The following is a 26,359-nucleotide window of genomic DNA, read 5'->3' as shown; positions in this document are numbered from 1 at the left end:
GTTCGCTTTGATGAAGCGACTGGCAGGGAGCGAGTTGAATGGTAGCGCGCATCTATATGCCTGCCCGGAATGCCATGCAGTCCGGCACGGCAAAGACCAAACTTTGGGTTCTGGATTATGAACCCGAGCAGCCCCGGCAGGTTGAGCCGCTTATGGGCTACACAAGTTCCGGCGACATGAAGAGCCAGCTCCGCCTGCGCTTCGACACCAAAGAAGAAGCGATTGCCTATGCCGAGCGGCACGGGATCGCCTTCCAGCTTCAGGAACCTAACAAACCCGCGCGTCGACGCATGGCCTATTCCGACAATTTCAGCTTCCGCCGTGTCGGGCAATGGACGCACTGACGGATTGATTCCGGTGCAATCCCGAAGGGGCCGCGTAGCTCAGCTGGATAGAGCAGCCGCCTTCTAAGCGGCAGGTCGATGGTTCGAGCCCATCCGCGGTCGCCATTTAAGTCAGTGATAAATTCTCAAAAGATCTGTGCCAAGCGGGCCGATCCCGTCTGCGCCCTGAAGAGTGGTCCTCCTTAGGCTAGGCTTTCGAGCCTCTGCGGGACGGCGCTATTGCGTAGAAGAAGCCCAAGGCGGAAGAGATCGTCGCGCAGTTCCGGAAGCAGGCCAGGTCGACGTGCTGGTATCCCGATGACGTCGGGTTGCCGCGGCGATCGGGGTGTCGGAGCGCTTTGCGTGCCGGCGGGGGCCGTGCCGACGAAGCGCCCCTGTCCGCTGACACCGTCGAACTCGCCACCCGCTATAGGCGCTCTGGCTCTCGGCGGCTCACAGCGCAACTGCACGCCGCCGGGTGGGCTAGGACCGCCTTCATCGAACCGTGCTTGCCATTGGAGAGCGGTTATTGCGAGAGCGTCAACTACAGGCTCAGAGACGAACAGCTGAACGGCGAACTCTTCTACGGTTTGGCTGAGGCAAAGATCATCATTGGGATTTGGCGCCACCCTTACAACCCTGAACGGCCGCGCTCATCACTTGGCGACAGGCCTCCAGCTCCAGCGTTCGCCGTGCCGTTGCTGCCCGCCGCGTCAGATCAGGCCGAAAGGCCGATAGTGAAGCCGATTGAAACCGGACCACCCAATAGGGGCGGGCCAACTTTACTTGCAGTTCGAGAATTTTTTGGTGGCCACTAATGTGCACAAGTGAGCAGAAGTTCCCGGCGGACTAACGTACCATCCGGGGCATGAAAACACTCGAAGAACGTGCCCGCGCTCTGTGCGCGATTGACCTTCAGCGGAGAGGGATTTTCGGCGCCGAGCTGGCGGCCAGGGTTGATCAGTTCTGGCCCGTGCTCGCGGCCGAGATCTACCCGATGCACGAGACCGTCGGCGAGTGGCCGTTTACCGTCACTGAGATCGAGCGACTTAGCGAAGAGTATCGGCGTATCATCGATCCAAGATGAGGTCTGAACCGCATTCGGAGATGCGGCGTCAAAAGCCGGAACTGCTCATAATTGCTCTAGGTACCAGCGCGGATTGGATTTAGCGTGTCGAACATGACAAACGAGTTGGAAGTTCGCGCCCGATCACTGTGTGCCCTGGACGCGGGTGCGGCTTCAATTCCCGCGGCGCTGATCCCTGCCGTTGTGGAACGACTTTGGCCTGTCGCCGCCTATGAGATGTGCGGTGGTGTCGTTGAATCGGGCCAGCTTGTCATCCCGCCCGATATGGCCGCGCGGCAGCAAGAATATCGGCGCCTCCGCCGCTGAGGATGAAAGGGAAGCTTCGTCCGTGTCCTCACCCTCGGCCGGAATCGCCGCCGAACAGGGCCGTGAGAAATGTGTAATCTCTACAGCCAAAATTCGAATGTCCGTGCGATCGCTGATCTGGTCGGCGCGCTGGATAACTTTGCCGGAAATCTGCCACCGCAGCCCGGGATATTTCCCGACTATCTGGCCCCTATCGTGCGGCCGGGCGTTGGTGACGCACTGAGCCTTGCTATGGCCCGATGGGGAATGCCGTCGCCCGCGTTTCTGCTGAAGGGCAAAAATCGGGATCCGGGCGTCACGAATATCCGCAACGTTGCCTCGCCACACTGGCGCCGCTGGCTCGGTCCGGCACATCGGTGCCTCGTGCCTTTCACCAGCTTCTCGGAAAATGCGCCAGTGACCCATGAGGTGACGTGGTTCGCCTTCGCCGAAGACCGTCCGCTCTCCTTCTTCGCTGGACTCTGGTCAAACTGGACCAGCGTCCGAAAAGTGAGGGAGGGTGAAGTCACGTCCGATGTCTTCGGTATCCTGACAACCGAACCAAATGCCGTTGTTGCGCCCATTCATCAGAAAGCCATGCCGGTCATTCTGACCACTGCGGAAGAACGCGACGTGTGGTTGCGCGCTCCATGGCAGGAGGCGCAGGGGCTGCAGCGCCCGTTGCCCGACAATGCGTTGATGATTGTCGCACGCGGCGCCAAGGAAGATCCGCCGGCGGCGCAGGAGCCACGGCTTCTCTAGGCGACGATGGGTGCCGCACCGATGGGTTGCGTTGGATTGGGAGCACGGAGCCCGGAACGCCGGTATCCAAACATTGAGTAGGCTCGTTCGGGCGATGTCTAAGCCGTACAATCGGGCCGATGTCATTGCGCCGGGTGTGTCGAGGCGGCTAAAGCTGGGGTTCCGTTCCGCTGTAAAGCCCGTCATGTCACGCTTGCGCTTGTATCTCGCTGGTCCCGAAGTCTTTCGTCACGACGCGGCAGAAGAGGGCCGTCGGCTTGTTGCTTTGTGCCGGGCTGCCGGGGGTGAGGGTCTCTACCCGCTCGACACGCGCGGCGAAGACATCCGTCGAAGCTGTATCGCAATGATCGACGAAGCCGACGCGATCGTCGCGAACATTTCCCCATTCCGGGGCCATCATATGGATCCGGGCACGGCTTTCGAGATCGGTTACGCAGAGGCCCGCGGAACGCCGGTCTTTCTCTGGTCGAATGATGCCCGCGTTCTGATCAAGCGCATCCGCGTCGGTTCTGATGGTCGTGATGGCGAGGGTATGCTGGTGGAGGACCTCGACAAGCCCGAGAACCTGATGATCGTCCCGGATGGCGCGACGGTGTGGCCGTCTCCGGAACGAGCGATCGCGGAAGCCATGGCACGCCTTGGTCATGTCCGGAAGAATCGCCTGCTTCAGCGAAGCACTCGGCGCGCTGTGCTCTTGGCGGCTTTGATAAGCCTGTTGGTGGCATTGGGCGCCGGCGCTCTCGTCGATCGGCTGGTTGGTTGGTAATCGCCACCTTGGGGGGCTTCGCTGCCGGGCCTCAGCGCTGCCTACTTTCATCGGCATGAAGGACACGCTTGACGGTTACCCGCCCCGCTACCTTCAATGCGACCGAGTCGCGGCCTGGCCGCTTGATGTGGAGACGCAGATGACGAAGCTCGCCGGCCTTACTCCGGAAGTGCTTTCCCACGACGAGCGATTGGATCGCCTCGCTGAGGTCGCCGTTCATGTTGGTCTAGGCCTGAAGGCGGGGCAGGAACTGGTCATGACGGCGTCGATCGATGCCCTGCCGCTGGTACGGCGCATAACCGACCACGCTTACAAAGCCGGAGCCAGCCTGGTCACCACATTGTTCAGTGACGAGGAGGCGACCCTGATGCGCTTCCACAGCGCGTCCGATGCGAGCTTCGATACGGCCAGCAACTGGCTCTATGAGGGGATGGCGCAGGCTTTCAAGAACGGTGCGGCCCGCCTCGCCATCTCCGGTGAAAACCCCTCGCTGCTGGCCAATGAGGATCCCGAGAAGGTCTCGCGTGCAAATCGGGCACGTTCGAAAGCCTACATGCCAGCGCTATCGCTCATCGCCGGTTTCGACATCAACTGGACCATCGTGTCCTTCGCGGCGCCGGCCTGGGCCAAGGCCATGTTTCCGGATGACCCGGAGGATATTGCCGTAGCCAAACTCTGGCATGCGATCTTTGCTGCCTCGCGCGTTGACACGCCGGATCCCGTGGCAGCCTGGAAGGCACATAACGATGCTCTCCATGCCCGTACGGCCCAGCTCAATGCTCGCCGTTATTCCGCCTTGCGTTTCCGTGGCCCGGGTACCGATCTGACCGTCGGTCTGGCGGATGAGCATGAGTGGGCGGGCGGCGCCTCCACGGCGAAGAACGGCGTGATCTGCAACGCCAACATTCCCACCGAGGAAGTTTTCACGACGCCTCACAAGAGCCGGGTGGAGGGCTACGTCTCGAGCACCAAGCCGCTCTCCTATCAGGGCACCCTCATCCAGGACATTTCGGTAAGGTTCGAGGGTGGTCGCATCATTGACGCCAAGGCGCGCACCGGGCTCGACGTGTTGTCCAAGGTGCTGGAGACGGACGAGGGTTCCCGCCGGCTTGGCGAGGTCGCGCTGGTTCCCCATTCTTCGCCAATCTCGAAGAGCGGCCTTCTGTTCTACAACACGCTGTACGACGAGAACGCGGCGAGCCACATTGCGTTGGGCCAGTCCTACAGCAAGTGCTTCATCGACGGTTCGGACTTGTCGCCGGAAGAGCTTTCCGTTCGTGGTGCGAACTCCAGTCTTATACATATCGACTGGATGATCGGTTCCGGGGAAGTCGACGTGGACGGCATTACGGCGCAAGGCGAGGCCGAGCCGGTAATGCGCAAGGGCGAATGGGCTTGAAACGACGCAGGCGTGCAATGCTAGTTTCCCCGCAAAGGGAAACTGCGGTGAGGTCGTGTTGCGTCGCGCCCGGTTCTCGCGGGCCACAGGACGGGGGACGGGCCTGATGTGTCGCTGGCGTGCCTGGTGGAAAGGCCTGCCGGCCCTGCTGCTGTTGCTGGCAGCGGCCATTCATTTCTCACGAGCGCCGGTCGAACATGATCTGGCGACACGCTCGGGTGTGCTCCTGGTTCAGATCGGTGAGTCGTGGGCGCACGCCAGCTTCGACGGGCGCGACGCATTGCTGGAAGGGGAGGCGCTCTCCGAGGAAGCGCGCGTGAAGGTGCGTAGCGAGCTGGGGCGCCTCGCGGGTGTCCGCTCTGTCAGCGACAGCACGACGCTGCTTCCTGAACGTCGGCCCTTCACCTTCACGGCGATACGCGATGGCGCACAGCTTCGGCTCGAGGGATATGTACCGTCGGCGTGGGCACGTCGGCGGATAGCCGATGCCGCGGAGAAGATGGCGCCCGGTGTGGTCGTCGCTGGCGTGAAGGAGCTGGTACGGGCACGCGGTGTTCCGGCAGGCGACTTCGTTGGTGTGGTCGTGTTCGGCATCCAGCAGCTTGCGCGGATGCCTGCAGGTCGGATCACCATTTCCGACGACGCCTTTTCGATCGAAGGGCGAGCACCGGATTTCACGACCTATGATGAGCTGGAGGTCACTGTTCGAAGTGAGCTACCCGCCGATTTCAAGCTGGCACGTTTCGCCGTATTGCCCCCGGCGGTGTCTCCCTTCGTATGGCAGGCTTCGCGTGAGCCGGATGGCGTGCGACTTTCAGGGTATATCCCGCTCGGCGATGCGCGCCGCTCCCTGCTCGACATGGTGCGTGCGGCTGTGCCGGGCGCTGCGATCTCGGATCAGTTGCGCCTTGCCGATGGTTCGCCTCCCTCCGCGGGATGGCTTAAGGCGGTCGACTTCGCGCTCCAGCAGCTCGGCCGTCTGCCGAATGGAAAGGTGGGCCTTTCCGACACCACCATTTCGATCGAGGGGGCGGCTCCGGACTTCGCGGCCTATGACGCGATCGCAGGGGCGCGCCGGTCTGTTCCCGAAGGCTATACGCTGACGCGTTTCGCTGTCACGCCGCCAACGGTCAGCCCTTTCAATTGGTCGGTCATTCGCGGGAGCGCCGGTCTGCGCCTAACGGGATTCGCGCCTTCCGAGGATGCGAAGCGGCTCGTTATCGACGCTGTGCGTGCGGGCTTCCCGGGCGTGCCCACCAGTGACGAGATGAGGATCGCGTCCGGTGGTCCCGGCGCCGAGGCATGGGTGAACGCAACGGTGTTTGGCGTTGGTCAACTTGCCAAGTTGCGGAGCGGCGCGGTGAGGGGCAACGGTGATGTCCTGGCAATTTCGGGTGAGGCACAGGACTCGGCCGCGTTCGGCGCCGTACAGGCAGCGCTGTCTGGCCAGTTGCCGCGTGGCTTCACGGTTGAATCGGACGTACGCCCGCCGATCGTGTCACCTTACGTCTTCGGCATGCGCAAGGATTCGGACGGCCTCACCATTTCGGGATTCTATCCCTCGACCTTGGGCCATGCCGCCTTGGTCGAAGCTGCCAAGACTGAACTGCTCGGGATGCCGCTGAACGACGTGTCCGCTCTGGCTCTCGGCGCGCCGGACGGCTTCGAGAAAGCGACACTCGTTGTTCTGCACGAACTGGCGCGTCTGAGCGAAGGGGAGGCGCGGTTCGACGATACCAAGCTGCGCTTCTCGGGCACCGTGCTTTATGAGGCGGCGATCGAACAGGTTCGGTCGAGTCTCACTGCCGGACTGCCCAAAGGCTTCGCGCTTGATCTCAGTCTCAACGTGGCGGTGCGGCGCGAGTCGTCGGACAAGGCGGCCTGCCAGAAGGCGATTGACGATCTGCTCGCGCGCGGCGCCATACAGTTCACGCCGGATGAAGCTGCGATCGCTCCGGCTAGCTACGGTCTGCTGGACCACGTGGCATTTGCAGCAAGCGGCTGCCCGGATGCAATGATTGAAGTGTCAGTGCAGCAGGCGACCACGCCGGATGGCGCACTCGCCCGTGCTCGCGCTGTAACTGACTATCTGGCCCATGCCGGCATATCGCCGGAGCGACTGTTCACTGGCGCACCGAGCGCCGTGGCCATCCAGAATCACGACGAAGTCGGACCGGTCGAGCCCGGCCTCCAAGTGATTGTGAGGTAATTTAATGTGGTATTTGGCGTTCGAGATTTGGCCCTACCTCGTCGGGACGCTGGCGATTGGACTGGCGACCGGATGGTTCGCCGGCTGCGCCCCGCGACGCCAAAAGCCGCTGCCGGAGAGCGGGAAGGGCGCTTCATGATCGGATTCGCCGTGGACGTGTCGATCCTGATTGTCGCGACCTATATTGTCGGCTGTGCGGGCGGCTGTTGGCTACGCCGTACTCTTGCCCGCCGCTCGATGATGTGACTTCGGCGCCGGCGCGATCAGCCGGTGCTTACAGCCGGGCCCCACGCAGATCAGCCTCGATTTGGAGCGTCGTGCGCGAACCGAAGCGAGCCTTGTAGACCTGGGCATTCTCCATGACCCGTTGCACATAGTTGCGCGTCTCCGAGTACGGAATGCGCTCGACCCAATCGATGGGGTCAACGGAAGGGTCGCGCGGGTCGCCATACTGGGCGATCCATTTGGCGACGTTGCCCCGACCCGCATTGTAGCCTGCGAAGGTGAGAACGTAATTGTTCTGGTAGTTGTCCAGCAGGCTGCGCAGCTCGGCCGCACCGAACTGAACATTCACCGACGGATTGTTGAGCTGCGCGGGCGTGAACTTCACGCCGTTCCGCCGTGCGATCGTTTTGCCTGTGGCCGGCATGACCTGCATCAGTCCTGTGGCGCCGGCATGCGATCTAGCGGAGGCATTGAACATGCTCTCCTGCCGGGCAATCGCATAAACGAGCGCGAGATCGACATTGTCGGTAATGGGTTGGTACTTGGGGATACCGATCGTCGGATAAGCCTCAGCCTCCAGTGCGAAGCCGCGACCGAGAGCGATCTTGCCAATGGTCGTCATGGTGCGAGCGTCGCCATCGGCCTTTGCGAGCGCCGCAAGCAAACCAAGCTGCCCCGAGTCGGGCAGCCTCTCGGCCAAGTCATAGGCGAGGGAAAGTGAGAGGCTGGATTTGTCGAGCTTCTGCAGCAGCCGGAAGATCATCACGCCTTCATCCGCGTTAAACGCGGCGCGCTGGATGACGTTCGCCGGCGGGGCCGCCCGGACCCGCACGTCAGACACACCGAGGCGCGCGCGTGCCAGTTGGCCGTAATAGGCGGTGCTGTAAGCGGCGGCCGCCTCGTACTGGCCGCGGGCATTAGCCGTCGAGCCGAGCGCCTCCCAGGCGCGACCCTGCCAATAGTAGCCGCGAGAGATCGTCGCGGGATGGCTCTGGCCTTCGGCAACACGGGCAAAATGCTGAAGTGCTGTCTTGGGGTCATTGAGGAACCGCAGCGCAATCCATCCGGCGGTGAAATGCGCGTCAGACCTCTTGTGCTCGTTCTCCGGCGGAACAGTGTCGCGCGCCACGCGATAAGCCGCACTCGGTTCGCCCTTGTCGAGCAGCTCCCGCGCCACCAGGCGGCGTTCAATCCACCATTCGTCAGGATCGACGAGAAGCGCGGGGTCCTTCGGCGCGGCAGCGAGCAGCTTGGCTGCGGCCTCGTCATTGCCGGCGCGGCGCTGGATCTTCGCGGCCGTGTAGATATAGGCCGGGTCTGATCGCATGGACGAGGGAACGGCCGCAAGCAGCTTGGCCGGATCGCCGGCTCCGCGTGAGAAAAGCGCAATGCGGGCCTTGGCGAGAGCCACCACATTATCGCCGGCGCGTTTGGCGGCGCGCATGCCTCGGTCGGCGTCTTCAGCATAAAGCTGCTTGTCGGCGCGATATTTGTGGTCCGCAGCTGTCAGTACACCGCCGAATTCGACCATTACGGTCGATTCGATGTCGCTGGATAGCGCATCCTCCCGCCAGGCATCGCGCAGCCACGCGGTGCCGGCAGCCTGATCGCCTGCGGCAAACAGGGCCCGCGCCAAGGCGATCTTGCCCTCACCCGAATAAGGACGCTGCTCGGCGAAGAACTTAAGGATGGTGCGCGGATCCTTGTTTTCCACATAGAGCAGGTACTCCAGTCGCCGGCGCAGGACGACGGGAGTCGGCAGCGTGGGATGAGCGTCGAGAATCGCGATCGCCCGATCGAAGCCAACATCCCTCGCGGTCACCCGAAGCGCGAGCCACCGCACCAATGCCTGCGAGCCGGGGTCCCGCATCCTGTCCGCCATGTCGAGGGCTTGGGCGCTCTGTCCATTTTCGACGAAGGACACTGCTTGCTTCAGGTCGCCCATGGCGCCGGACAACACGGGAACCGGAAGCGAGGCCTTGCCAGTCGCCTCCGCTTCAACGGCGGCCTCCACCGAGGGCTTGCTGGGAGGCGATGGTACGTTCGATGCTGATCTCGCGGCTACCGGCTTCGCGTGGGGCTTGGGAACGGGGCGCGGAGTGGCGCTGGCCGCGTAAACCGTGAAAATGCTGGTGGACGAAGCGAGGAGAATTGCCGCGAGTGGCAGGACGGCCAGTCGACGGCTCGTGCGCGACGAAGTTAGCGCCGATCCGGTCTTACACCGATGCCCGCTGCTGAATTCGCTCATGAACTACGCACTCCCGACGCTTCGACTGACGGACGCTGTGAACGGTACCGATAATGCGCCGAAACCAGGGGTGCGCACCTTTGGGTCCTTGCTGCTCCGAAGCGGCCGGTTCGGAACTGCGTCTTGCTCGATTGTCACGCGATCTGATTGACGAATTGCTAACCACGCTGTGGCGTGGTCAATCCGGCACCGTGCATCTGGCTATTTATGCCGTGGCAACCGGGCAAAATGGGGGCAGGGCGCCCTGCTCGTTGGGCAATGAGGCAACTAGGCCCTTTCTTCCGGCGCGCTGACGCGATATCTCATGCACCCTTCGCGAGAGCCCAATCCCTGGCCCGCGACAAAGAAGAGAAAATTCCAGGAGCGCGCCATGCCGCATTCTCTGCCTTTCCGTGGATCCTTTACGGCGCTCGTGACGCCGTTCCGCGACGGCGCGCTCGACGAGAAAGCACTGCGCGGACTTGTCGATTGGCAGATCGCGGAAGGCATCCACGGCCTCGTGCCAGTTGGGACCACCGGCGAGAGCCCGACCGTGACCCATGATGAGCACAAGCGTGTCGTGGAGTGGACCGTCGAACAGGCGGCCGGCCGCGTACCGGTGATCGCCGGTGCAGGTTCCAACAACACGCTTGAAGCAATCGACCTGGCGCGTCACGCGGAACAGGCCGGGGCCGACGCCGTGCTCGTGGTGACGCCCTACTATAACAAGCCGGGCCAGGAAGGGCTGTTTCAGCACTACAGGGCCATTAACGACGCGATCGGCATCCCGATTTTCATCTACAACATTCCTGGTCGGTCGGTCGTCGACATGTCGGTCGAGACAATGCAACGGCTTTACGAGCTGCCGAACATTGCTGGGGTGAAGGATGCGACCGCGAACCTTGTGCGTGTCAGCCTTCAGCGCCAGGCGATGGGGCCGGAATTCAACCAGCTCTCCGGCGAGGACGCTACGGCGCTTGCATTCATGGCCCATGGCGGCGATGGCTGCATCTCCGTGGCCTCGAATGTGGCTCCAAAGCTCTGCGCACAGCTGATCAACGCCTGCGCAGCGGGTGATTACAAGGGCGCGCTTGAACTCCAGGACAGGCTGTTCCCGCTGTTTCAGGCGTTGTTCGTTGAAACCAACCCAAGCCCCACCAAATATGCACTGAGCGTTCTCGGTAAGATCGCCGACGAAGCCCGGCTTCCCATGGTGCCGGTAAGTGCAAAGACCAAGGAGATCGTCCAGGCCGCCATGCGGCATGCAGGATTGATCAACTGACGTTAGTCCGGGGCGAAGGCTCCGGTCCGGAGCTGGAGCCATGGCCGAAAAGAAACAGCTGCCCCGCAAGGTTGTCGCCGACAACCGGCGGGCGCGGTTTGATTATGAGATTGGCGAGACATTCGAAGCGGGGATCGCGCTGTCCGGGACGGAGGTGAAGAGCCTGCGCGAGGGGAAGGCGACGGTCGCAGAGAGCTACGTCTCGGCCAAGTCCGGGGAGGCAATCCTCTATAATTCCTTCATCCCGGAATACCTTCAGGCCAACCGTTTCAACCATGAGCCGCGCCGTCCGCGAAAACTGCTGCTGCACATGCGCGAGATCGCAAAGCTGTGGCAGGCGGTCGAGCGTGAGGGCATGACGGTCGTGCCGCTGCGCATCTATTTCAATGAGCAGGGGCGCGCCAAGGTCGAGCTTGCGATCGCTCGCGGACGAAAGGCCCATGACAAACGTGAGGCGCTGAAGGAAAAGGACTGGGCCCGCGACAAGCAAAGATTGTTGCGGGATAGGGGCTGAGGAAAATCGGATTTAATAGAAAAGCCCGGGCGTTGCCCGGGCTTTTTCACTTTGGAAATCAGCGCCGTTCAGTCCTTGGCGCGCTCGACATAGGACCCGTCGGCGGTCATCACCACAATGCGGGTGCCGATGCTGACATGCGGCGGCACAGCGGAACGCACGCCGTTGGAAAGCACGGCCGGCTTGTAGGAGGACGAGGCCGTCTGGCCCTTCATCGCCGGCTCGGTCTCCACCACTTCCAGCACCACGCGTTGAGGCAGTTCGATGGCGATGCCGTTACCGTCGTGGATCTTCAGCATGACCTGCATGCCTTCCTGGAGATAGGGCGCCTGATCGCCGACCACGTCGGTATGCACCGCCACCTGGTCGTAATTGTCGGGGTTCATGAAGTGAAACCCTTCACCATCCGAATAGAGGAAGGTGTGGGGGCGATCCTCGACGTGGGCGCGTTCGACCTGTTCGGTCGTGCGGTAGCGCTCGGAAATCTTCACGCCGTCCGAGATGCGCCGCATATCGATCTGGGTGACCGGCGTGCCCTTGCCGGGGTGGATGTTGTCGGCGGTGAGCACGACGTAGAGCTTGCCGTCGATGTCGACGACGTTGCCCTTGCGCAATGTGCTGGCAATGACCTTGACCATTTCGGTCCTCTGGCTGTTGGGTGCGCCGCCTCGTGCGGCATGACCGGGATTCTATTTGGCGCCTCCTATACAAGCGTGTCCGCCGTCCGCCAACCCCGTCCGCCAACCCCGCCTGGCAACCCCGCCTGGCCAACTCGCCGGAGCTTTCCATGTCCGTTCCCGCTTCTCCTTGGTGGTCGCCGTCGATCCATGCGGACCGGCGGCCGTTCCTGATGGCGCGCCAGCGGGTAATCGGGGCGATTCGCGCCTTCTTCGCCGCCCGGGATTTTGTGGAGGTGGAGACGCCCCTTCTTCAGATATCGCCAGGCAATGAGACGCACCTCAAAGCGTTTGCCACCACGCTCGAAGCGCCGGACGGCACGCAGGCGAAACGCTACCTGCACACGTCGCCGGAGTTCACGGCAAAGAAGCTCTTGGCGGCGGGTGAAACGCGCCTGTTCACCCTCGCTCGGGTGTTTCGAAACGGTGAGCGGACGGCGCTCCACCATCCCGAATTCACCATGCTCGAATGGTATCGGACGGACGAGCGTTACCACTCGTTGATGGAAGACTGCGCCGCATTGCTAGGGGCGGTGGCGAATGCGACCGGCACGTCCCTGTTCACTTATGGTGGCATGAGCTGCGACCCTCAGCTTTCGCCTGAACTCCTGACCGTTGCCGACGCGTTTACCCGCCATGCGGGTATCGACCTCATGGCGAGCGTTGATAAGGCCGGGAATGAGCGCGACATGTTATGGCAGGCCGCCGCCGCGAGCGGCATTAGGGTCGCGCCTGACGACAGCTGGGCCGATGTTTTCACACGGGTGATGGTGGAGAGAGTCGAACCGCATCTGGGGCAGGGGCGGGCGACAATCCTCTATGAGTATCCCATCTCTGAAGCGGCGCTGGCACGGCCGAAGCCGGGGGACGGACGTGTGGCCGAGCGCTTCGAGCTGTATGCGTGCGGGGTGGAGTTGGCCAATGCATTTGGTGAACTGACAGACCCGCATGAACAGCGTCGTCGCTTCGTGCAGTGGATGGACGAGAAGGAGAGACTTTATGGCGAGCGCTACCCGATCGACGAGGACTTTCTGGCGGCGCTTGCCGTGATGCCGGAGGCATCCGGAATCGCGCTTGGTCTCGATCGTTTGGTGATGCTCGCGGCTGGAGCGCGGCGCATAGAAGACGTGTTGTGGGCGCCCGTAGCCCCCTGAGACGGCGGCGCGTGAACTAGGCCAGAGCGTCGATGTGTGCGCGCACTTTGGCGAAGACGGCATGGAACATTGCAGGCGTCAGGACGCCCGTGTTGGTGTTGTATCGAGAGCAATGATAGCTGTCGAAGAGCGTAAGATCGCCGATCCGATGCACCGCGCCATGCCCGAATTTGTGATGACTGAGCTTCTCTCCGTGCGCAGCGAGAACCTGGTCATGGGCAATCTTGCCCAGTGCGACGATCGCGCTGAGGCGCGGCAGCAGTCCGATGGTCGCCGCGAGGAATGGACGGCATGTGCGCATTTCCTCCGTTGTCGGCTTGTTCTCGGGCGGGACGCAGCGCACCGCGTTGGTGAGACGGGCATCGACGAGACGTAAAGTGTCATCAGGCCGCGCCTCGAAGCGCCCCGTTGCGAAACCGAACCTGATCAGCGTGTCGTACAGAAGCTCCCCGGCGTAGTCCCCCGTGAAGGGGCGTCCGGTGCGGTTGGCGCCACGTAGTCCCGGGGCGAGGCCAACGATCAGTAACCGCCCGTCCTGGGGCCCGAAGGAAGGCACCGGAGCATTGTTCCAGCTCGGCTCTGCCGCACGCCACGTCTCCCGAAAGGACACGAGGCGTGGGCAGAGCGGGCAGTTCCGCGGCGGTTCGGCAGCCGTTGGCGAGGGTGTAGCAGAGGCGAGTGCCATGAGCGGTGTCAGGAGTCCGTCTCGTCGTCGTCATCATCATCGCTGGCAACCGGCGCAGTGCGGCGCTCCAGAAAACGTGGTGTCTCCTGAAGCCGGTTGGAGCGTTCGGCAGGGTCGCGTCCGACTCGGCTCTGGAGGTCCACCAGATCGATGAAGACATCCGCCTGCCTGCGCAATTCGTCGGCAATCATCGGAGGCTGGCTGTGGACGCTGGAGACGACGCTGACGCGCACTCCCTTCCGCTGGATCGCTTCGACCAGCGAGCGGAAGTCGCCGTCGCCCGAGAAGATCACGATGTGATCGACATGGGAGGCGAGTTCCATGGCGTTGACCGCCAACTCGATATCCATGTTGCCACGCACACGGCGGCGACCAAGATTGTCTGTGAATTCGCGCGCCGGCTTTGTCACAACGGAGTATCCATTATAGTCCAGCCAGTCCAGAAGAGGGCGGATGGATGAATACTCAGTGTCTTCGACTAATGTAGTATAGTAAAAAGCACGAAGAACGTATCCGCGAGATTGAAACTCCTTGAGGAGGCGCTTGTAGTCGATATCAAATCCGAGCGACTTGGTCGCGGAATAAAGATTGGCGCCGTCAATGAAAAGAGCGATCTTTTCCATACCCTGAACCGAAGTGGGCAATACGTGACTCCTAAACAGTCCATCCTCTCCGCCACTCCTGACGAAGAAATCAACGCCCCGCTGACAGACATAGCGCATTTTTGGCTACGGTGAGGCGGGGAAGCCGACGCAGGCCGACAAATTCACAGTTGGGGCGGATGGGGTATTCTGGTACGCAAGCGAGCGACTTGCTCTCTTGTACGCATTGGTTTAAATGCACGCTCTTCCCCGATTACACCGACAGGAGTGCCGAGGCATGGCCCGCGTCACCGTCGAGGATTGCATCGACAAGGTCGACAATCGCTTCGAGCTCGTTCTTCTCGCGGGCCATCGTGCCCGCACAATCGCTTCCGGTTCGCCGATCACCATTGATCGCGACAACGACAAGAATCCGGTCGTCGCTCTGCGCGAGATCGCAGACCAGACGATCTCGCCGGAAGATCTGCGCGAGGAGCTGATCCACTCGCTTCAGAAGTTTACTGAGGTGGACGAGCCGGAGCCGGAGACGGTGCCGATGATCGCGTCTGGCAACTCTCAGGGCGTCGACGATTCCGAGATCATGCTCGACCGCATGACCGAAGAAGAGCTGCTTGCTGGCCTTCAGGGCCTTGTCCCGCCCGAGCCGAGCGACGACGAGGAAGGCTGAACCTTTCTTCCATTGAACGTCAAACGGCCCGGCGAAAGTCGGGCCGTTCGTGTTTCTGGACAGAAACCCGCCCTTGCGGCTTGCCTCAAGGGCGTGGCGAACGATATCTAGCGAAACGGCCGTAGCGGTCGTCTTGTTTCGCGAGTCCCTGTCATGATGCGGCAGTACGAGCTCGTCGAGCGCGTGCGCCGGTATAATCCCAATACCGACGAGGCGCTCCTCGATCGCGCCTATGTCTATGCCATGCGTGCGCACGGCACGCAGAAGCGCGCCTCCGGCGACCCGTATTTCTCCCATCCGCTCGAAGTCGCGGCCATCTTGACGGACCTGAAGCTCGACGATGCCACCATCGTCGCTGCCCTGCTTCACGACACGATTGAAGATACTGACGCCACGCGCGACGAGATCGACCGTATTTTCGGTGCTCAGATTGGTGCGCTTGTCGAGGGCCTGACAAAGATCAAGAAACTTGATCTTGTGTCCAAGCAAGCGAAGCAGGCGGAAAACCTGCGCAAGCTCCTGCTCGCGATTGCCGACGATGTCCGCGTGCTGCTGGTCAAGCTCGCCGATCGTTTGCACAACATGCGAACCCTGAAATGGGTGCCTGAGGAAAAGCGCAACCGGGTTGCCCAAGAAACACTGGACATCTATGCCCCACTGGCAGGTCGCATGGGCATGCATGACATGCGCGAGGAGCTGGAGGATCTGTCGTTCCGCCAGCTTTCCTCTGAGGCGTATGAATCGATCCGCGTTCGACTGCAGACCTTGAAGGAAAATAATGGAGAGCTCGTCGCGGCCATTGAACGCGAGCTATCGGAAGCCGTTGCCCAGAAGGGGATCTCCGCCGCTGTGAAGGGGCGTGAAAAGCGTCCCTATTCGATCTGGCGAAAGATGGAGCAGAAATCGGTCGCCTTCGAACAGCTTTCCGACATCTATGGCTTCCGGATACTGGTTGAGACGGTCGAGGATTGCTACGGGGCCCTCGGCGTCGTGCATACCAAATGGCCCCTCGTTCCGGGGCGCTTCAAGGACTATATCTCGACCCCTAAGCAGAACGACTACCGCTCCATTCACACCACCGTCGTGGGCCCGGGCAGGCAACGCGTCGAACTGCAGATTCGCACCCGTGCGATGCACGAAATCGCGGAGTACGGCATTGCCGCGCACGCGATCTACAAGGACGCCTCAAGCCGGGCTGACGATGTGCTCGCGCGCGATTCCAGCGCATATGCATGGCTAAGGCGCACAATCGAGCTGCTCGCCGAAGGATCGAGTCCTGAGGAATTTCTTGAGCATACGAAGCTCGAGCTGTTCCACGATCAGGTCTTCTGTTTCACCCCCAAGGGGCGGTTGATCATCCTGCCGCGCCGCGCCACTCCCATCGATTTCGCCTATGCCGTCCACACAGGCGTCGGCGACCGCGTGGTTGGCTCCAAGGTGAATGGGAAGGTGTCGCCGCTCGTCTCGGAATTGCAGAATGGCGACGAGGTCGAGATCATTACGGCGGAAGGACAGACACCGCCGGCCGCATGGGAATCCATCGTGGTCACCGGCAAGGCACGCGCGGCCATTCGCCGGGCGACTCGGGCCGCCGTGCGCGCGCAATATGCAGGACTTGGAAAAAAGATCGTCGAGCGCGCCGTAGCGCGAGCGGGCAAGCAATTCTCGGAGGAGAAGCTGTCCTCCGCTCTCGGCCGATTGGCGCGTACCTCGCTTGAGGATGTCTACGCCGCCGTGGGACGCGGTGAGATGCGCGCGGATGATGTGGTCAAGGCGCTCCACCCGGAATGGACCGGCCCGCGCCCGGAAGAGAAGGCTGCGCTGAAGGGTGAGGGCTGGTTCGAACTGGAGCAGGGACAGAGCCTGAAATTCAAGATCCCTGGTATCGAGCACGATCCCGATCCGAAGACGGCTATTCCGATTCGTGGGATCAACCGGGAACTTCCCGTTCGCTTCGCACCGAATGGCGGTGCCGTGCCAGGCGACCGGATCGTCGGCATTCTCTCGCCCGGCGAAGGGATCACGATCTATCCGATCCAGTCCCCCGCGCTTCAGGACTTTGAAGAAGAGCCGGAGCGCTGGCTGGATGTGCGCTGGGACGTTGACGAGGATGCCCCCCAGCGTTTCCCGGTGCAGATTGTCGTCGTCGCGACCAACGAACCTGGCTCGTTGGCACAGGTTGCGCAGGTTATTGGCGAACGCGACGGCAATATCGACAATCTGCACATGTCGTCCCGGTCCGCGGATTTTACCCGGATGGTCATCGACATCGGTGTGTATGACCTCCGCCACCTCAACGGCATCATCGCCGATCTGAGAGCCCGCTCTGTCGTGTCGACTGTCGAACGCGTCAACGGCTAAGCCGGAACCGCAACGCGGAACTCGCGTTGTCTAGCGAATGCGCACGAACGCCAGCCTGCATTGCGAAGCCGTCCGATGCCAAACGGGAATGTGATTGGGCTCCTCAGTTCTGGAGCTGCTTCGTCCCGACGACATCAGGGCGCTCCGTAATCGAGTTCCGTTCGCGCGCCTATGGCCGGATTGAGGGAGTACGAGAGGGCAGGGCCTTCTTCTTACTCCATGAAATCACGCCGAACGGCAAGAAGCGACCGAATTCACTCATGTTATCGGGAGGTGATCCGCGATGCGGATTCGCTATGGCTTTCGTATCGCGCTCGATTGCGCCCAGCCGACACCGACCAGTTTCGCTGTCGATGTGCATTCCTCGCGTACAACTGACATCATCATCAGCTCGCCGTTTCTGATCCACGATGAAAACCGGGAGCCGGTGGCAAGCAGCCGGGCCCTCGATATGTTCGGCAATATCCGACGCCGCGCTGTGCTTCCGGTTGGCCGCACGCTGCTGGAAATGGACGGGATGATTGATGACAGCGGCGCTCACGATGCTGTCGCAGGCTTTGCTGGCCAGAGTCCGATCGAGGATCTGCCCGAAGAGGCGATGACATTTCTTCTGGGCAGCCGCTATTGCGAGACGGATCTTCTGAGCAACGACGCGTGGAGCCTTTTCGGCCACACTCCCGAGGGCTGGTCGCGTGTTCAGGCCATTTGTGACTTCGTTCACGACCATGTTGCGTTCGGCTATGCCCATGCAGACTGCACGCGCTCGGCCGCCGCGACTCTGCGCGATGGGCGCGGCGTATGCCGTGACTTCGCTCACCTTGCGATCACCTTCTGCCGAGCGATGAACATTCCGGCGCGCTATTGCACTGGCTATCTTGGCGACATCGGGGTGCCTGCCGATCCCGCACCGATGGATTTCAGCGCGTGGTTCGAAGCCTATCTCGATGGCCGTTGGTACACTTTCGACGCACGACACAACAGGCCCCGGGTCGGGCGCATCGTCATGGCGCGCGGCCGCGACGCCACGGATGTGCCGATCGTCAACACATTCGGGGCGCACAGGCTCGGCGGCTTTGAGGTCTGGACAGACGAGGTCGCGGAGCAGCGCGCGGTTGCGTAAACGGCCGGAATGGGAGTGTCCGAGTGCAGTGTAGGTCGTGACGGCCGACACAGGATCGGCTATCACGACGACGATCCGTACCCCTTCCGCAGGCGCTGAGATGACACAGGACGACGTACTGGCCGAATTCCGAGACGCGGGCGCATTGCTCGAGGGGCATTTTATCCTGTCCTCGGGGCTTCGCAGCCCGGTCTTCCTGCAGAAGATGTTCATCTTCCAGGATCCGGTCCGCACGGCACGGTTATGCAAGGCGCTGGCTGAAAAGGCAGAAGCCGCGTTTGGCAAGATCGACTACGTGGTCTCGCCCGCGATCGGCGGAATTGTTCCGGGCTATGAGACGGCGCGCCAGCTCGGCGCGAAAGCGGTTTTCGTCGAGCGTGAGAACGGCGTGTTCCAGCTCCGTCGCGGCTTTGCGATCCCGGAAGACGCGCGCGTGCTGATGGTCGAGGATATCGTCACCACGGGGCTTTCCTCGCGCGAATGTCTTGCCTCCCTTGCAGAGCACACCCGGAACATCGTTGGAGCCGCTTGCCTGATCGACCGTTCGGGCGGGAAGGCGGATCTGGGCGTCAAACTGGTCGCTCTTGCTCAGCTCGACATCCCGGCCTATCCGGCAGACAGCCTGCCGCCGGAGCTTGCCGCGCTGCCGGCCGTTAAGCCGGGCAGCCGCAGTATCCAGGGCGCAAAGGCCTGACGGCTATGACCCCAATTCTTCCCCCGCTGCGCCTTGGCGTGAACGTGGACCATGTCGCCACCGTGCGGAACGCGCGCGGAGGAACGATGCCCGATCCGGTGCGCGCGGCTCAACTCGCGGCGGCTGCGGGCGCCGATGGGATTACGGCGCATCTGCGAGAGGATCGTCGGCATATCCGCGACTCTGACATGAAGCGCTTGCGCGACGTGTTGCAGATCCCGCTGAACTTCGAGATGGCGGCGACCGAAGAGATGGTGGCGCTTGCGATCGAGATCAAACCTCATGCCTCGTGCCTCGTGCCGGAGCGTCGGGAGGAGCGCACAACCGAGGGTGGTCTTGATGTGATTGGCGGCGGCATTGATCTCGCCCGCAAGGTGGAGAGACTGAGCCATAACGGCATCCGGGTCTCGCTGTTCATCGCGCCGGACGCTGACCAGATCGCGCGTGCTGCCGATATTGGTGCTGCCGTGGTGGAACTTCACACCGGCGCCTGGTGCGAGTTCATCGCGCACGGAGAGCATGAGGCCGCCGAGGCTGAATTCAATCGGTTGGTCGCGAGTGCTCGACTGGCAACCGAACTCGGCCTCGAAGTTCACGCCGGCCACGGGCTGGATTTTGCCACGGCTGCGCGGATTTCCGAGCTGTCTGAGGTGCGGGAGCTCAACATCGGCCATTTTCTGATCGGCGAAGCGATCTTCGGTGGGCTGGAAGCTGCGATCCGCGAGATGCGCAAAGCCATGGCGCGCGGTCGCGCGCTTTGTTCAAAGGTCGCATGAGAACGCAATGATCATCGGGATCGGCTCGGATATCACGGATGCACGCCGCGTCGCCGAGGTGCTGGAGCGCCACGGCGAGCGCTTCCTGGAGCGGGTTTTCACCCCCGTCGAGCGCGCCAAATCCGACCGACGCAAGCGGCGCGCCGAAAGCTATGCAAAGCGTTTCGCCGCCAAGGAAGCCTGCGCCAAGGCCTTGGGCACCGGACTGTCGCAGGGCGTGTTCTGGCGCGATATGGGCGTGGTCAACCTTCCGTCCGGCCGGCCGACCATGCAGCTCACCGGCGGGGCCCAGGAAAGGCTCGATTCTCTCATCCCGCCGGGCTGCGAGGCGAGGATTGACCTAACGATAACCGATGATGGTCCGCTGGCTCAGGCCTTCGTCATTATTAGCGCCGTACCGATCACAGGCGGGGTATGACGCTTAGTCACCTCTAACGAACGTGACCAGCGCGCGTTGCCGCAGGCGCGGGGAGCGTCTATAGGAGCCGGAAAGTCCCGGTAGGGCGGCGCGTGTCGCCGCCAGTGGGCGTAACGGAAGGCGACATGACCTCGACCACCGAACCCAAGAAGACGGAAGGCGGACTCGGCGAGACCGTCAAGGTCATCATTCAGGCGTTTCTTATCGCCATCGTCATCCGAACCTTCCTGTTTCAGCCGTTCAACATTCCGTCCGGCTCGATGAAGGAAACGCTGCTCGTCGGCGATTATCTTTTCGTCTCGAAGTTCAGCTACGGCTATAGTCGGTTTTCCTTCCCGTTCTCGCCTCCCATCTTTGATGGGCGTCTGCTCGGCTCCACGCCGAACCGTGGCGATGTTGTCGTCTTCAAGCTGCCGCGCGACGAGGCCACAGACTACATCAAGCGGGTGATCGGCCTGCCGGGCGACGAGATCCAGATGATCGATGGCGTCCTGCACATCAATGGCACGGCGGTTAAACGCGAAGACGCGGGCTATTGGATGGACGATGAGGGTGGCGGGCGTGTGCAGCGTGTGAAGCGCTGGACCGAGACGTTGCCGAACGGCGTCAGTTATTACACGCTCGACCTTGTCGATAACGGTTTTTACGACAACACGCCGGTCTACAAGGTGCCGCCTGGCCACTATTTCATGATGGGCGACAACCGTGACAACTCGACGGATAGCCGCGTGCTCAGTCAGGTTGGCTACGTTCCCTACGAGAACCTGATCGGTCGTGCGCAGATGATCTTCTTCTCCGTGAGGGAGGGAGAGCCTGCCTGGCAGTTCTGGAAGTGGCCCTGGACCGTGCGCTGGGACCGCCTGTTCTCCTTCGTGCGATGACGCGCGGCTCCTCCCGCGTCGACCAGGATCGGGGACTCGAGGCGCTTGAAGCTGCGCTCGGGCATCGCTTTGCTGATCGGGCTCATCTCGTACTCGCCTTGACCCATATCAGTTCAATCAATGGGATTCAGGGATCGCGCGCGCGCGTACGTTCGTACCAGAGGCTGGAATTCCTCGGCGATCATGTTCTCGGGCTGGTGGTCTCGGACATGCTCTATCGCGCCTTCCCCAACGCTGAAGAAGGCGAGCTTTCCCGCCGTCTCGCGGATATGGTGTGCGAGGAAGCCTGTGCCGAGGTTGCGCGGACAATGGGGGTTGCCCCGCACATCCGGCTCGGCTCCGGCGAAGAGCGCTCTGGTGGGCGCGAGCGCAGTGCCATTCTTGCAGACATCGCAGAGTCCGTGCTCGCGGCGGCTTACCTCGATGGTGGATTTCCAGCTGCCGAGGCGATGGTCGAACGATTCTGGCGACCGCGCGTCAAGTCGCCGGGCGGATCCGTGCGGGACCCCAAGACGGCTCTCCAGGAATGGGCGCAGGCGAGGGGACTTCCGCCGCCGACGTACCGGCTGGTCGAACGTTCCGGTCCCGATCATAATCCGGAATTCCGGATCGCCGTCGACGTGCCGGGCCATGAGCCGGCCGAAGGCAATGGCACTTCGAAACAGGGCGCGCAGAAGCTCGCCGCTGCGGCTTTCCTCCAACGGGTGACCTCATGAGCGAAACGCCGGACACGAACGAAATGCCGGAAGCGACACGCTGCGGTTTCGTGGCGCTGATCGGTGCGCCGAATGCAGGCAAATCGACGCTGACCAATGCATTGGTCGGAACCAAGGTGTCGATCGTCTCGCACAAAGTGCAAACAACGCGCAGCCTGGTGCGCGGCATCGCCATTGAGGGCGCGACGCAGATCGTGCTCGTGGACACGCCGGGCATCTTCGCGCCGAAGCGGCGGCTCGAGAAGGCCATGGTGCGTTCTGCGTGGAGTGGCGTAGGCGACGCGGATGCGGTTGTGCTGCTGATCGATGCCCGCGTGGGTTTGAACGATGAGGTGGAGGCGATCATCAAGGGGCTGGCCAATGTTCGGCGTCCCCGCGCGATTCTGCTGAATAAGGTCGATCTGGTTAAGCGCGACAGTTTGCTGGAGCTTGCTGCCGCCATTGCCGAGCGCATCAGCTTTGATCGGTTGTTCATGGTATCGGCCCTCACCGGCGACGGGCTCGGCGAACTGCGTGAATGGCTGGCGCAGATGCTGCCGCTGGGGCCCTGGCTGTATCCCGAAGACCAGATTTCCGATGCGCCAATGCGCATGCTTGCGGCGGAAATCACCCGGGAGAAGCTGTTCCACCGGCTTCACGAGGAACTGCCCTACCGGTCTACCGTTGAGACTGACAGCTGGCAGGAGCGCAAGGACGGCTCGGTACGGATCGAGCAGACCATCTTTGTCGAGCGGGAAAGCCAGCGCAAGATTGTCCTTGGCAAGGGCGGGGACACGATCAAGGCGATTTCGACGGCCGCCCGGCTGGAACTGGCCGAAATCGTCGAGGCGCCCGTTCACCTGTTCCTGTTCGTGAAGGTGCGAGAGAACTGGGCCGACGATCCCGAGCGCTATCGCGAGATGGGCCTCGATTTCCCCCCAACCGAGTGAGGCCGGCGCCCGCTCCATGGAATGGACCGACGAGGGCGTTATCATCGGAGTGCGTCGCCACGGCGAGGCCAACGCCATCATTGAGCTGTTGACGCTTGAGCACGGTCGTCATCTGGGCATTGTGAGAGGTGGCGGCTCACGTCGACAGGCCGCGACACTTCAGCCGGGAAACAGCGTGCGCGCGGTCTGGCGGGCTCGGCTCGACGAACATCTGGGCAGCTTCACCCTGGAGTTGACGAACGCTCGTGCCGGCGCCCTGATGGCGCAGGCGCATTCAGCCTTCGCGCTGGGACACATCACGGCGCTGTTACGGCTTCTGCCTGAGCGGGATCCGCACCCCGATCTGCACGCGTTTCTGGAGACCATGACGGAGCATCTGGGCGACGTGCGCCTGACCGGCATGATGGTCGCGCGTTTCGAACTGATGATGCTTGCCGAACTTGGCTTCGGTCTCGACCTGACGCGATGCGCGGCGACGGGTGGACGTAACGAATTGCTCTATGTCTCGCCCAAGTCTGGGCGCGCGGTCAGTCGCGATGCCGGCAAGCCTTGGCGCCAGCAGTTGTTCGACCTGCCGTTCTTCCTAATTGGGGAGGTCGCGGAACCGCCACCTGCCGGCGACGTCGAAGCTGCCTTCGCGCTCACGGGTCATTTCCTGGCGCGCCGCGTCTTCGAACCGCGCGGGCTCGCCCTGCCAGACTCCCGGGAGTCTCTCGTGATCGCACTGAGGCGGGCGAGCGATCAGTAGATCGGCTGGAGTAAGGTTTGATCAGCGTAGTAGGTTCCATTGGCGTAGTAGCGTTTGCTAATCCACACCAAGCTGCAGGACGGCGCCTGGAAGGTAACAAGTCGACCGTCCCTGTCGCGGCGAATGATGATACGTTCCCGGCAGATGTTCTGCCATCCGGTATGGCTTTGTTCGGCCAGTGCGACTTTCGGGCTGGTGCCGGTGCGAATGGAAGCCGCATCTGCGTTGGCAATTCCTGCGAGAATCATGGTCGAATGAACTAGGACCAGAGCAGTCCTCAAACTCATGACAGCCTCCCAACTGTTTATTGGAACAGATGGCTTATTCCCAATCTTGTTGGTATCATATTAGTTTGAAATTCATATTATTGGAATACGGACAATACCCTAGCGTCATTGCGGCTTCCCATCGCCGAATGCCTCTTCATCGTATTGATTTAAAAAGAGAATCTTGGACGCATCGTCTCCTCGCGACAGCGGTCGGATCACAGCGTCGATTGCATCGGGAGATTTTTCAATCTCCTCTTGTATGGCTCTTGGGCGAATAGCGGTGAATGCTGAGTCGGCGTTCGCGTTCGCGACTTGTTCCCGGACGTTCTTCCCTGTAGCCAGAAGCTATGGGTGAGGGACCGATTCCGACGGATGATGGCGCGATCGAACCGATCGGGCTGAAGGCGGCGCTTGAAGAGCGCTACCTTGCCTATGCGCTCTCGACCATCATGCACCGCGCATTGCCGGATGCCCGTGATGGACTGAAGCCTGTGCATCGGCGCATTCTTTATGGCATGCGCTTGCTGCGGCTGGATCCAGGCGGCGGCTTCCGCAAGAGCGCAAAGATTGTCGGCGATGTGATGGGTTCGTTCCATCCGCACGGCAACATGGCGATTTACGATGCCATGGTCCGCCTCGCACAGGACTTCGCGCAGCGCTACCCGTTGGTCGACGGGCAGGGCAATTTTGGCAATATCGATGGCGATAACGCTGCCGCCGAGCGCTACACCGAAGCCCGGCTGACGGAGGTCGCGCGGCTGATCCTCGACGGCATCGACGAGGACGCGGTCGATTTCCGTCCGAACTATGACGGCACGACGGAAGAGCCCGTCGTCATGCCCGGCGCGTTCCCGAATCTGCTCGCGAACGGATCGACGGGCATCGCCGTGGGAATGGCGACGTCCATCCCTCCGCATAATGCCGCCGAACTGATCGACGCCAGTCTCCACCTGATCGAGAACCCTCAGGCGACGACGGACGACCTGCTGAAGTTCGTCAAAGGGCCGGATTTCCCCACCGGCGGCGTGATCATTGAATCACCATCCTCGATGGCCGATGCCTATGCGACGGGGCGTGGTGGTTTCCGCCTGCGCGCGCGCTGGGAAAAGGAAGACACCGGCCGCGGCACCTATGTCGTCGTGGTCACGGAGATCCCGTACGGCGTCGCCAAGTCACGCCTGATCGAGAAGATGGCGGATCTTCTCAACGAGAAGAAGCTGCCGCTGCTCGCCGATGTCCGAGACGAGTCCGCCGAGGATGTACGCGTCGTGCTGGAGCCGCGGGCGCGCAATGTCGACGCTGATCTGCTGATGGAGAGTCTGTTCCGGCTCACGGAACTCGAAGTCCGGTTCCCGCTCAACATGAACGTGCTGGTTGGCGGGTTGGTGCCTAAGGTGGTCAGCCTCGGCGAGGCCCTGCGCGAGTGGGTCGACCACCGTCGCGAAGTGCTTCTGCGCCGCTCTCGCCATCGTCTGGCGGAGATTGAACATCGGCTCGAGGTCCTCGGCGGCTATCTCATTGCCTATCTCAATCTCGACGAGGTGATCCGGATCATCCGCGAGGAGGATGAGCCCAAGCCCGTGCTGATGGCGCGATTCGAGCTGAGCGATGTTCAGGCCGAGGCGATCCTGAACATGCGGCTGCGCAGCTTGCGGCGGCTAGAGGAGTTCGAGATCCGCAAGGAGCACGACAAGCTCTCGAAGGAGAAGGACGGTCTGGAGAAGCTGCTTTCCTCGGAGGACAAGCAGTGGAAGACGGTCGCCCGGCAGCTTGGCGATACCCGCAAGATGTTTGGACCGGACACGGCTCTCGGCCGGCGTCGCACCACTTTCGGCGAGGCCAGCGTGCACAATGTCGGGGCCGTGATCGAAGCGCTGGTGGAGCGCGAGCCAATTACGGTGGTGGTGTCTGAAAAGGGCTGGGTGCGGGCGCTGAAGGGCCACGTGGCCGACCTGTCGACGCTGGTCTTCAAGGGTGACGACGCGCTCAAGCTCTCCTTCCATGCGGAGACCACCTCCAAGCTGCTGGTGTTTGCCAGCAACGGCCGCTTCTACACGCTTGATGCCTCCAAGCTGCCCGGCGGCCGTGGCCATGGCGAGCCACTGCGCCTGTCTATCGATCTTGAGCAGGAAGCCGATATCGTCGATGTGCTGCCCTATCAGGGGGCACGGAAGCTCCTGGTGGTGGCCAAGGAAGGGCGTGGCTTTGTTGTCAACGAGGACGACTGCCTCGCCAATACCCGCAAGGGTAAGCAGGTGCTGGGCGTCGACGCGCAGGATGCCACCAAGGTTGTTCCGGCCAATGGCGACACCGTCGCGGTGATCGGCGAAAACCGCAAACTGCTCATTTTCCCGCTGAACCAGGTGCCGGAGATGGTGCGAGGTCGCGGTGTGCGGCTGCAGCGCTACAAGGATGGTGGCCTTAGCGACATCAAGGTATTTACCCTTGCGGATGGCCTCACCTGGACCGACACCTCCGGCCGAAACTGGACCGTCGCCGACCTGACGGAATGGAAGGGGGATCGTGCGAGTGCCGGCCGGCTGCCGCCAAAGGGCTTCCCGAGGAACAACAGATTCGGGTGAG

Annotated in this window: 25 protein-coding genes, 1 tRNA gene and 1 pseudogene; 22 read left to right on the top strand and 5 right to left on the bottom strand. The window is 62.1% G+C overall.

Annotated features, from left to right (window positions below; genetic code table 11):
• Positions 1–38: 38 nt before the first annotated feature.
• The 8 genes and pseudogenes from G3A50_RS21050 (at position 39) to G3A50_RS21015 (ending at position 6,831) form a co-directional block, all read left to right on the top strand.
• Positions 39–344 (top strand): ETC complex I subunit, encoded by a 306-nt coding sequence (locus G3A50_RS21050; RefSeq protein WP_163077058.1) that lies wholly within the window; start codon positions 39–41, stop codon positions 342–344.
• A 28-nt stretch (positions 345–372) separates the two neighbouring features.
• A tRNA-Arg gene (locus tag G3A50_RS21045) sits at positions 373–449 on the top strand.
• A gap of 356 nt (positions 450–805) precedes the next feature.
• Positions 806–1,141, top strand: a pseudogene (locus G3A50_RS21040) (integrase core domain-containing protein); the annotation flags it as partial.
• 50 nt (positions 1,142–1,191) lie between these two features.
• Positions 1,192–1,410, top strand: a complete 219-nt coding sequence (locus tag G3A50_RS21035; RefSeq protein ID WP_163077056.1) for a hypothetical protein — start codon at positions 1,192–1,194, stop codon at positions 1,408–1,410.
• Between the two features lie 375 nt (positions 1,411–1,785).
• Positions 1,786–2,457, top strand: coding sequence for an SOS response-associated peptidase (locus G3A50_RS21030; RefSeq protein WP_163077055.1), 672 nt, complete (start codon positions 1,786–1,788; stop codon positions 2,455–2,457).
• Positions 2,458–2,551: 94 nt separating this feature from the next.
• A complete protein-coding gene (locus tag G3A50_RS21025; protein ID WP_343037823.1) occupies positions 2,552–3,223 on the top strand; it encodes a nucleoside 2-deoxyribosyltransferase in 672 nt (223 codons plus the stop codon).
• Between the two features lie 139 nt (positions 3,224–3,362).
• On the top strand, positions 3,363–4,622 hold the full coding sequence (locus tag G3A50_RS21020; RefSeq protein ID WP_163077053.1) for an aminopeptidase: 1,260 nt from the start codon (positions 3,363–3,365) through the stop codon (positions 4,620–4,622).
• A gap of 106 nt (positions 4,623–4,728) precedes the next feature.
• The gene (locus G3A50_RS21015; RefSeq protein ID WP_246251959.1) at positions 4,729–6,831 is read left to right on the top strand and encodes an OmpA family protein; all 2,103 of its coding nucleotides are present in this window, start codon (positions 4,729–4,731) and stop codon (positions 6,829–6,831) included.
• 274 nt (positions 6,832–7,105) lie between these two features.
• Here G3A50_RS21015 and G3A50_RS21010 read toward each other — a convergent pair whose 3' ends face one another.
• The gene (locus tag G3A50_RS21010) at positions 7,106–9,304 is read right to left on the bottom strand and encodes a lytic transglycosylase domain-containing protein (protein WP_163077052.1); all 2,199 of its coding nucleotides are present in this window, start codon (positions 9,302–9,304) and stop codon (positions 7,106–7,108) included.
• A gap of 370 nt (positions 9,305–9,674) precedes the next feature.
• Between G3A50_RS21010 and dapA the strand changes: the two genes are divergently transcribed.
• Both dapA and smpB read left to right on the top strand, forming a co-directional pair.
• Positions 9,675–10,565 carry a 4-hydroxy-tetrahydrodipicolinate synthase gene (dapA, locus tag G3A50_RS21005; RefSeq protein ID WP_210255187.1) on the top strand — a complete coding sequence of 297 codons (891 nt, stop codon included), beginning with the start codon at positions 9,675–9,677 and terminating at the stop codon, positions 10,563–10,565.
• 40 nt (positions 10,566–10,605) lie between these two features.
• Positions 10,606–11,079: an SsrA-binding protein SmpB gene (smpB, locus tag G3A50_RS21000; protein ID WP_163077050.1), complete on the top strand. Its 474-nt coding sequence runs from the start codon at positions 10,606–10,608 to the stop codon at positions 11,077–11,079.
• Positions 11,080–11,147: 68 nt separating this feature from the next.
• On the opposite strand, the gene efp is transcribed toward smpB, so the two are convergent.
• A complete protein-coding gene (gene efp, locus G3A50_RS20995) occupies positions 11,148–11,717 on the bottom strand; it encodes an elongation factor P (protein ID WP_163077049.1) in 570 nt (189 codons plus the stop codon).
• Positions 11,718–11,866: 149 nt separating this feature from the next.
• Here efp and epmA point away from each other — a divergent pair, with 149 nt between their 5' ends.
• Positions 11,867–12,910, top strand: coding sequence for an EF-P lysine aminoacylase EpmA (epmA, locus tag G3A50_RS20990; RefSeq protein WP_163077048.1), 1,044 nt, complete (start codon positions 11,867–11,869; stop codon positions 12,908–12,910).
• Positions 12,911–12,926: 16 nt separating this feature from the next.
• On the opposite strand, the gene G3A50_RS20985 is transcribed toward epmA, so the two are convergent.
• Complete coding sequence (locus tag G3A50_RS20985) at positions 12,927–13,595, bottom strand: uracil-DNA glycosylase (protein WP_163077047.1); 669 nt, start codon at positions 13,593–13,595, stop codon at positions 12,927–12,929.
• A gap of 8 nt (positions 13,596–13,603) precedes the next feature.
• The gene (locus tag G3A50_RS20980; protein ID WP_163077046.1) at positions 13,604–14,218 is read right to left on the bottom strand and encodes a LabA-like NYN domain-containing protein; all 615 of its coding nucleotides are present in this window, start codon (positions 14,216–14,218) and stop codon (positions 13,604–13,606) included.
• Positions 14,219–14,474: 256 nt separating this feature from the next.
• Between G3A50_RS20980 and rpoZ the strand changes: the two genes are divergently transcribed.
• From rpoZ to recO, 10 genes are all read left to right on the top strand, one after another.
• Positions 14,475–14,864, top strand: a complete 390-nt coding sequence (rpoZ, locus tag G3A50_RS20975; protein WP_163077045.1) for a DNA-directed RNA polymerase subunit omega — start codon at positions 14,475–14,477, stop codon at positions 14,862–14,864.
• A gap of 153 nt (positions 14,865–15,017) precedes the next feature.
• Positions 15,018–17,225, top strand: coding sequence for a RelA/SpoT family protein (locus G3A50_RS20970; RefSeq protein ID WP_163077044.1), 2,208 nt, complete (start codon positions 15,018–15,020; stop codon positions 17,223–17,225).
• A 283-nt stretch (positions 17,226–17,508) separates the two neighbouring features.
• Positions 17,509–18,345, top strand: coding sequence for a transglutaminase-like domain-containing protein (locus tag G3A50_RS20965; RefSeq protein ID WP_163077043.1), 837 nt, complete (start codon positions 17,509–17,511; stop codon positions 18,343–18,345).
• Between the two features lie 100 nt (positions 18,346–18,445).
• Positions 18,446–19,039 carry an orotate phosphoribosyltransferase gene (gene pyrE / locus G3A50_RS20960; protein WP_163077042.1) on the top strand — a complete coding sequence of 198 codons (594 nt, stop codon included), beginning with the start codon at positions 18,446–18,448 and terminating at the stop codon, positions 19,037–19,039.
• Positions 19,040–19,044: 5 nt separating this feature from the next.
• A complete protein-coding gene (locus G3A50_RS20955) occupies positions 19,045–19,815 on the top strand; it encodes a pyridoxine 5'-phosphate synthase (protein WP_163077041.1) in 771 nt (256 codons plus the stop codon).
• Positions 19,816–19,822: 7 nt separating this feature from the next.
• On the top strand, positions 19,823–20,233 hold the full coding sequence (gene acpS, locus G3A50_RS20950; RefSeq protein ID WP_163077040.1) for a holo-ACP synthase: 411 nt from the start codon (positions 19,823–19,825) through the stop codon (positions 20,231–20,233).
• Between the two features lie 125 nt (positions 20,234–20,358).
• Positions 20,359–21,114, top strand: a complete 756-nt coding sequence (gene lepB, locus G3A50_RS20945) for a signal peptidase I (RefSeq protein WP_163077039.1) — start codon at positions 20,359–20,361, stop codon at positions 21,112–21,114.
• Positions 21,111–21,830, top strand: a complete 720-nt coding sequence (rnc, locus tag G3A50_RS20940; protein WP_163077956.1) for a ribonuclease III — start codon at positions 21,111–21,113, stop codon at positions 21,828–21,830. Before lepB ends, rnc begins: the two co-directional genes overlap by 4 nt.
• Positions 21,827–22,759 (top strand): GTPase Era, encoded by a 933-nt coding sequence (gene era, locus G3A50_RS20935; RefSeq protein WP_163077038.1) that lies wholly within the window; start codon positions 21,827–21,829, stop codon positions 22,757–22,759. Before rnc ends, era begins: the two co-directional genes overlap by 4 nt.
• Before the next feature lie 16 nt (positions 22,760–22,775).
• Entirely contained in the window at positions 22,776–23,507 is a 732-nt protein-coding gene (gene recO, locus G3A50_RS20930) for a DNA repair protein RecO (protein ID WP_163077037.1), read from the top strand.
• On the opposite strand, the gene G3A50_RS20925 is transcribed toward recO, so the two are convergent.
• Positions 23,501–23,794, bottom strand: a complete 294-nt coding sequence (locus tag G3A50_RS20925) for a hypothetical protein (RefSeq protein ID WP_163077036.1) — start codon at positions 23,792–23,794, stop codon at positions 23,501–23,503. The genes recO and G3A50_RS20925 overlap by 7 nt on opposite strands.
• A 329-nt stretch (positions 23,795–24,123) precedes the next feature.
• Here G3A50_RS20925 and parC point away from each other — a divergent pair, with 329 nt between their 5' ends.
• Positions 24,124–26,358 carry a DNA topoisomerase IV subunit A gene (gene parC, locus G3A50_RS20920; RefSeq protein ID WP_163077035.1) on the top strand — a complete coding sequence of 745 codons (2,235 nt, stop codon included), beginning with the start codon at positions 24,124–24,126 and terminating at the stop codon, positions 26,356–26,358.
• The last annotated feature ends 1 nt before the right edge of the window (position 26,359 follow it).

The organism is Ancylobacter pratisalsi, assembly GCF_010669125.1.
Classification (GTDB): domain Bacteria; phylum Pseudomonadota; class Alphaproteobacteria; order Rhizobiales; family Xanthobacteraceae; genus Ancylobacter; species Ancylobacter pratisalsi.
Note: the sequence above shows the minus strand (reverse complement) of the source record. Positions and strands in the feature narration are given on the sequence as shown.